Origin of the sequence: Pseudomonas sp. Colony2, from assembly GCF_019382755.1 — a bacterium.
Lineage (GTDB): Bacteria > Pseudomonadota > Gammaproteobacteria > Pseudomonadales > Pseudomonadaceae > Aquipseudomonas.
Window position 1 is genome coordinate 3,699,157 of record NZ_CP080030.1, and the last position, 6,331, is coordinate 3,705,487.

The 6,331-nt window shown below is 62.2% G+C and carries 5 protein-coding genes; all 5 read right to left on the reverse strand.

Annotation, left to right across the window (positions count from 1 at the left end):
- Positions 1–171: 171 nt before the first annotated feature.
- The 5 genes from xylB to JV201_RS14635 are packed head-to-tail and all read right to left on the reverse strand — an operon-like array spanning position 172 to position 6,164.
- Positions 172–1,647 carry a xylulokinase gene (xylB, locus tag JV201_RS14615; protein ID WP_219405592.1) on the reverse strand — a complete coding sequence of 492 codons (1,476 nt, stop codon included), beginning with the start codon at positions 1,645–1,647 and terminating at the stop codon, positions 172–174.
- Between the two features lies 1 nt (position 1,648).
- Entirely contained in the window at positions 1,649–2,641 is a 993-nt protein-coding gene (locus JV201_RS14620) for a LacI family DNA-binding transcriptional regulator (RefSeq protein ID WP_219405594.1), read from the reverse strand.
- A 21-nt stretch (positions 2,642–2,662) separates the two neighbouring features.
- Entirely contained in the window at positions 2,663–3,604 is a 942-nt protein-coding gene (locus JV201_RS14625) for an ABC transporter substrate-binding protein (protein ID WP_003209710.1), read from the reverse strand.
- 33 nt (positions 3,605–3,637) lie between these two features.
- Complete coding sequence (locus JV201_RS14630; RefSeq protein ID WP_003209708.1) at positions 3,638–4,606, reverse strand: hypothetical protein; 969 nt, start codon at positions 4,604–4,606, stop codon at positions 3,638–3,640.
- 25 nt (positions 4,607–4,631) lie between these two features.
- The gene (locus tag JV201_RS14635) at positions 4,632–6,164 is read right to left on the reverse strand and encodes a sugar ABC transporter ATP-binding protein (protein ID WP_214498781.1); all 1,533 of its coding nucleotides are present in this window, start codon (positions 6,162–6,164) and stop codon (positions 4,632–4,634) included.
- Positions 6,165–6,331: the final 167 nt, after the last annotated feature.

Sequence of the window (6,331 nt, forward strand, 5' to 3'; positions counted from 1 at the left end):
CGGCGGCCCACGCTCCAAAGCCGGAGTGAGGGCACACCGAGCCTAAGCGAGGTGCCGAGTGGTGGGGCAAGAGCGTTTTGCTTACTTTTGCGCTGTTCAAAAGTGAGCCGCTGTAAGAGCGGAACCAATAGCAGCCGTTACCCAAATAACGGATATACACCCAAAACTTCCCTAATCGTGCAAAGCCTTAGCCGCCCCCAACAACCCCCGAAACTTCAAATATCGCGCCTGCAAAACAGCCTGTTGAGCGCCGTCCGGGAAAAACCGTTGCTTCACCGGCATCCCCGCCTGCAACAGCGCCGCACCCTGGCCGCTCGACAGGAACCCCAACTTCGCCGCCCCAATACACGCCCCCAACTCACTGCCATGCAACGTATAAATCTCCCGCCCAAGAATATTGGCCAACAACTGCGCCCAATACTCACTGCGCGCCCCACCACCCACCAACGCACAAGCCCCCACCGTGGCCCCGGCCGACTGCACTGCATTCAATGCATCCAGCAACCCGAACCCGACGCCCTCCATCACCGCATACCCCAGCATGGCCGGCGTGCAGTCATGCCCCAGGCTCATGAAACCACCCCGCAACAACGGGTCGTTATGGGGCGTGCGCTCCCCCGCCAAATACGGCAAAAACAACGGATTGGAAACCGGCACGCCCTGCCCGATCGGCCACTCGGCCTGCACCCGATCCAGCAACGCCTGCTCATCAACCGACCCCGTCAACCGCGTCACCCACCGCAAGCAACTGGCCCCGGCCAACATCGCCCCCATGGTGTACCAACGCCCAGGCAACGCATGACAAAAACTATGCACCGCACTCGCCGGATTCCCCGCCGAGTGATCAGTAATCGCCACGATGGCCGCACTCGTACCGAGGGTGATAAACGCATCACCCGCATTCACCGCCCCTATGCCCACCGCCGCCACCGGGTTGTCCCCGCCACCGCCGGCAATCACCAGGCCCTCGGCCAAGCCGAGTCGCCCCGCCGCAGCCGCATTCAAACAAGCACTGGCCGCGCCACCTTCTACCAGCCGTGGCATCTGCGCCCATCGCAAACCCGTGGCCTGCAGCATCGGTTCAAACCATTCACGGTTGGCCACATCCAGCCACAACGTCCCCGCACCATCGGACACATCACTCACGCGCTCACCACTCAAGCGCAGGCGCAGGTAGTCCTTGGGCGACAGCACGCAATCAATGGCGCTGAATACCGCCGGTTCATGCTCCTGCAACCAAAGCAGCTTGGGCGCCGTGAGACCGGCCATCGGCAAGCTGCCGGTGACGTCGGCAAACTCACTGCCCAAGGCTTCAGCCTGGGCCATGGCACGGGAGTCATCCCAGAGAATCGCCGGGTACAACACCCGGTCGTCTTGCCCCAGCAATACCGCCCCGTGCATCTGCCCGGACAACCCGATGCAGCCGACACGGCCGTAGGCATCCGGCTGATCAGTGCGCAGTTGGTCCAGAGCCTTCAGGCATGCTTGCCACCAATCCTCAGGCGCCTGCTCGGACCAGCCTGCGTGCGGGCGCGAGACCGTCAGCCGAGCGCCCGCATGGGCGAGGACGTTGCCTTGCTCGTCCATCAGGATCGCCTTGAGTTCCGAAGTGCCGAGATCAATGCCAAGGGAAACCGCGTTGTTCATATCAGGGGCAGCCGCATGAGTTACGAATCTTCAGGGTGGGCGCGAGCCGCACGCTGTGTGTTTTACGCTTGGGCGACGCCATGCGCTCAAGCAGCAGGTTGACCGCCCTGGCGCCGAGTTCCTGGACCGGCTGTGCGATCAGGGTCAGGCGTGGCACAAAGAAATCCGCCCAGTCAAAATCATCGAAGCCCACCAGGGCCATCTGCCCGGGCACGTCGATATTCGCATCACGCAAGGCGTGCATCGCGCCCAGGGTCATCAGGTTGTTGCCCGCCATGATTGCCGTGGGCGGTGTTGCCAGGGTCAATAACTGCGCGGTCGCTTGCCGTGCCGGCTCGCTGCTGGAACCACCGTTGACCAGCAATTGCGGGTCAAACACCAACCCTGCCGCCTGCAACGCGGCTTGATAGCCGGCCACGCGCTCATCGGAAGTGCCGAGCCCCGCGCGCCCGGAAATAAAGCCGATGCGCCGGTGGCCATGGCCGATCAAGTGCGCCACCAGGGCCTGGGTCGACTGAGTGTTTTCCACCCCGACCTGATCGAAATGATCACACATCATCCGGTCCACCAGCACCGCCGGCACTTGATTGGCCTGCAGGTATTCCAGGGCCAGCGAACCGGTAGACGGCGCCAGCAGAATGCCGTCCACCCGCCGATGGTGCAGCGTCGTGACTACGCGCAATTCCTGCTCGGGATCGTCGTGGGTATCGACAAACAACATCATGTAGCCGTGCTTGGCACACTCGGTTTCAATCGCGTGCACCGTTTCGCTGAAGTAGTGGTTGGACAGTGCCGAGATCGCCACGCCAATCGTATTGGTGGTGGACCGCGCCAGGGAACGCGCCAGCGTGTTGGGGATGTAGCCCACCTGCCGGATCGCGTCCTGCACCGCTTGCACCGTGTCCGGGCTGACCTTGCGGGTGCCGTTCAAGACGTGGGAAACCGTCGACGTCGACACCCCTGCAATTCTTGCCACATCCTCCATGGTTGCCACGGTGCTCACTCCTGGGTGCTTTTAATGTTTGCTTGACCAACCGGCGTAGGAACCGACGTTATCGCGGGTGATCAATTTTGGCGCCAGCAGGGTAACCGCTTCGGCGGGTTGTTTGTCATTGAGAATGTCATTGCCGACATTGACGGCGGTCTGGGCCATGGCCCATGGGTCCTGGCTGGCGGAGGCCTGGATCAGGGTGTCGGTCTTCAGGGCATTCTCGATGTCCGGCGCGCCGTCCACGGAGGTGATGATGATGCCGCTGCGTTTCAGTTGCTTGGCCGCCAGGTCGCTGCCGATGGCTTGCGGGTCGTTGATTGCGAACAGGCCGTCGATTTTCTGGAAGCGCGTCAGGTAACCCTGCATCACGTTCAAGCCGCCTTCGCGGGAGCCTTTGCCGTCCTGGTCATCTGACAGCACCTTGATCTCCGGGGCGCTGGCCAGCGCGGCTTTGCACCCTTTGACCCGATCGGTCACGGCGGTGACTTGCGGGCCGTTCTGAATGATCACATTGCCCTTGCCCGACAGTTTGTCGACGATGAACTGGCAGGCGAGCTTGCCAGCCTCGACGTTGTCGGTCTGCACCGTGGCATTCACGCCCTTGGCGTCGACGTCCACGGCCACCACCACGATCCCGGCATCACGGGCTTTCTTGATCGCCGAGGCCATCGCCGACGGGTCGACGGCGTTGAGCAGGATCAGGTCGACCTTGGACGAGATGAAGTTGTCGATCTGCGAGAACTGCTTGCTCAGGTCATAGTCGGCCGACACCGAGGTGACTTTCACCGCCGGGTTCAGCTCCTTGGCCCGCGCCGTGGCACCGTCGGCCAAGGTCACGAAATACGGGTTGCCCAGGGACCCCATGCTGATGCCGATGGCTTTCAGTTCACGGGCTTGCACCGCCTGGGACATCAACACGGCAACGCCCAGGGAGGCGACAACAGGAAACATGCGTTTGAAGTTCATGATGACTCTCTTGTGATTGTTGTTTGAGTGAAATCAGGTCCGCGCACCGGACTGGCGATAGCGATCCAGCGCTACCGCGCCAATGATCACGATGCCCTTGATGATGTACTGCCAGATATCCGAGACGCCCAGCAGCACCAGGCCGTTGGTCAATACCGCGATGATCAGCGCACCAATCAGCGTGCCGCCGATGGTGCCGACGCCGCCGGTAAAGCTGGTGCCGCCGAGGATCACTGCGGCAATCGCATCCAGCTCATAGGATTGCCCCAGCTGCAGGCCATTGGCGGCGAACAGGCGTGACGCGCTCATCACCGCGCCCAACCCGGCCAACGCACCGGACATGGCATAGACGAACAGCAGGACCTTCCACACCTTGATCCCCGACAGCCGCGCCGCTTCCGGGTTGCCGCCCACGGAGTAGATTTGCACCCCCATCACCGTGCGCCGCAGGATGAACCACGACAGCGCAATCACGGCCACGGCAATGATCACCAGCCAGGGCACGCCCAGCACCGAATCGTTGCCAATAAAGGCAAACGGCAAATCAGGGTTGAACACGGTTTTATCGTCGGCCAACAGGCGTGCCAAACCGCGCATGGCGGTCAGCGCGCCGAGCGTGACGATAAACGGCGGCAGGCGCATGAAGGCGATCAGGCCGCCGTTGACCAGGCCCAGCAACAGGCCGAAGCCAACCCCGGCGGCAATCCCGAACATGCCGAACTGCGGTGACATCGACGCTTGCAACGCAACCACAGCCGAAGCCGCAAGAATCGCTCCCACCGACAAGTCGATGCCCGCCGTGAGGATCACAAAGGTCATCCCCGCCGCCAGCACCACGTTGACCGACGCCTGCTGGGTGATGATCGACAGGTTCTGCACCGTCATGAAGTTTTCGCTGGCCAGGGCGAAGCCCACCAGCAACAGCACCAGCACCGGCAACATGCCCACCGTGCGCATCAGTTCGCGAATACGCTCAGCCTTGCCGATCGTTGCCACAGTCATGGTGTTGCTCCCGCTTGTCGTTGAATTAGCCATGGGCGGCCACCTGTTCGCTGCCGGTGGCGAGGTCGATGATCGCCTCCTGGGAAATATCCAGCCCCGATGCCCCGCCCACTTCGGCCACGAGTTGCCCTTCGCGCATGATCAGCACGCGGTCGCAGGTGCCGATGATTTCCGGCAGTTCGCTGGAGATCACCACGATGCCTACGCCGGCCTTGGCCAACTGGTTGATGATGCGGTAGATCTCGGATTTGGAGCCGATGTCCACGCCACGGGTGGGCTCGTCGAGGATCAGCACATGCGGCTTGACCTCCAGCAGCCGTGCCAGCAGCACCTTCTGCTGGTTGCCACCGGACAACGCGCCGACGTTGACCTTGCCCGACGCCACGCGGATCGACAGGGACTTGATCGCATCGCGTGAGCGTTGTGCGGCGTGGCCACGGTCGAGCACGCCACCGGCATGGGCATCCGGCACACACGCACAGACGTTGATGTTGTCGGCCACGCTCATGTCGAGAAACAGGCCCTGGGCCTTGCGGTCCTCGGTGAGGTAGACGACACCGGCACGAATCGCATCCGCCGGGTTGCGCAGTTGGGTCACGGTTTTGCCGACCACCTCCAGGGTGCCGGAGGTGCGTGGGTCGGCGGCAAAGATCAGCCGTGCCAGTTCGGTACGCCCGGCGCCCACCAGCCCGGCAATGCCCAGCACTTCACCGGCGTGCAGGTCGAAACTGCAATGGCGCACGCGCTTGCCGTCGGCCATGTCGCGCACACGCATCACCACCTGGCCGGGGTCGTAGGCGGCATGTTCCTTCTTGTAGAAACCGGAAAGGTCGCGGCCCACCATCATCTTCACCAGCACCTCGGCCGACAGCACGTCCCGCGCCAGTTCGCCGACGTACTCGCCGTCCCGCAGCACCGAGACCCGGTCTGACAGTTCGTAGATTTCCGCCATGCGGTGGCTGATGTAGATGATCGCCAAGCCTTGGCTGCGCAGCTGTTTGATCAGCGCAAACAGGCGGTCGGTTTCCCGGGAAGACAGCGGCGTGGTGGGCTCGTCCATCACCAGGATTTTCGCGTGGGCATGCAGCGCCCGGGCGATTTCTACCAGTTGGCGCTCGGCGATGGACAGGCTGGCGACGCGGGTGGTGGGCAGGAACTCCGCGCCGAGCCTTGCCAGCACTTCCGCCACCCCGGCTTCCATGCCCTTGCGGTCGATGGTCCAGCCACGGCGCAGTTCACGGCCCAGGTAGATGTTCTCGGCCACCGTGAGGTTCGGACACAGGCTCAGTTCCTGGTAGATCACGGCAATGCCGAGGGCTTTGGCGGAGGCTGGGTTGTAGCTGGCGACGGGCTGGCCATCAATGCGGATGGTGCCGCCATCATCGGCCTGGTAGGCACCGGAGAGGATCTTCATCAAGGTCGATTTGCCGGCGCCGTTCTCACCCATCAAGGCGTGGATTTCACCGGGGTAGACCTTCAGGCTGACGTTCTTGAGCACCCGCAGACCGTTGAAGGTCTTGCTGATGCCCTGCATTTCAAGCAAGGGTTCAAGGCTCATGACTGAGCTCCTGGTTTTATTATTTTTGTGTTCGGGCGTTTGCCGATGGCAGTCATCGGCAGACCTGATTGGTGCCGACTCTAATCAGATATATTTGCTAACGCAAGCGCTTGCGTTAGCCGTTTATCGCTTGATTAAACGTTTCACCTGATGAATAAATGTTCATC